The organism is Collinsella sp. LCP21S3_A9, from assembly GCF_052118785.1.
Lineage (GTDB): Bacteria > Actinomycetota > Coriobacteriia > Coriobacteriales > Coriobacteriaceae > Collinsella.
Genome location: NZ_JBQKGN010000054.1, coordinates 1 through 1,237, shown reverse-complemented (window position 1 = coordinate 1,237; position 1,237 = coordinate 1). Strand labels below are relative to the sequence as shown.

At 56.8% G+C, this 1,237-nt stretch carries 2 protein-coding genes; both read left to right on the top strand.

Translation table 11 applies throughout. The features are described from left to right. Positions 1 to 904: glucosaminidase domain-containing protein (locus tag ACTQ05_RS09495; RefSeq protein ID WP_441538966.1), on the top strand; the 904-nt coding region annotated here is incomplete at its 5' end. A 78-nt stretch (positions 905 to 982) separates the two neighbouring features. After that, on the top strand, positions 983 to 1,237 hold a 255-nt coding region (locus ACTQ05_RS09490), incomplete at its 3' end, for a hypothetical protein (protein ID WP_441538965.1).

Here is a 1,237-nt window from a genome sequence, read left to right as displayed (position 1 = left end):
CTCCTCCGCCTCCTGCGAGTGGACCCCCTCCGAGCCCGGAGAGTACACCCTCTACCTCGACGTGATCGACGGCGGGCAGGCCAAGCACCTCACCCGCAAGGTGACGGTCGAGGACCGCTTCAGCGTCGACGGCCTCGACGTCTCCGGCGAGGCGCGCTCCGGCAAGCCGCTCAGGCTCCAGGCCAGGGTCTCCGGCGACACCGACGGCCTCAAGTACAAGTTCGTCTGGGAGAAGGGCGGCTGGGCCAAGTGGGGCACCGTCGGCGGCCCCAGCTCCTCCGCCTCCTGCGAGTGGACCCCCTCCGAGCCCGGAGAGTACACCCTCTACCTCGACGTGATCGACGGCGGGCAGGCCAAGCACCTCACCCGCAAGGTGACGGTCGACGGCACGTCAATTATGGGCGCGCTCTCGACATCTGCTGACTCCATGGTTCGTTTGTATGTTTCTACTGGACATGCCTATCCCTCTGAAGTCTATTCGCAAAGGGGCGCTTCTAACATTACTGAGTTCTGCAATCAGGTAATTTTGGCTGCCTCCTCTGAAGGCGTTAGACCTGAAGTCGTGTTTGCCCAAGCCATGTTGGAGACTGGATGGCTCCAGTTTGGGGGTTCGGTATCCGCAGACCAGTGCAATTTTGCTGGCTTAGGGGCCACTGGTCCTCAGGTCGGTGGAGCAAGGTTTGACAACGTATATCAGGGGCTGCTTGCTCAATCTCAGCATTTAAAAGGCTATGCGACCAGTTTGCCCTTGAACAACGTTTGTGTTGATCCTCGTTATCAAATACTTGTTGATAGGGGATATCTGGGCATCGCTCCGTGTCTAGAAGACCTCAATGGTTTATGGGCTGTCCCTGGCGATGGTTACGGCCAAAGAATCGCAGCGATTATTAACAGAATGATCTAACGATGCGATTTTCCCTTCAGCGCTAGTCGTCTTTAGATTTCAGTTATACAGCTTCGTTTGTTAGGATGTCTGATTCCGATGAAGACAGCTTGCCGTAAGCTCATCCTTGCAATATTTGTTTCTTTTTTGATTTTGCCTATGGCCGCTTCGTATTCCTTTGCGACAGATCAAGGCACTCCTCCTCTTTTCGTCGATTCTGCTAATAATACGTTTGGCCTGTCGGAGGACTTCTCCCTCGACGGCCTCTCCGCGAAGGCTACCGACGGCGGGTCGCCCCTGCTCGGGGACGAGTGCGAGCTTGGCCTGTCCGTCTCCGGCAATGCGGGCTCGGTC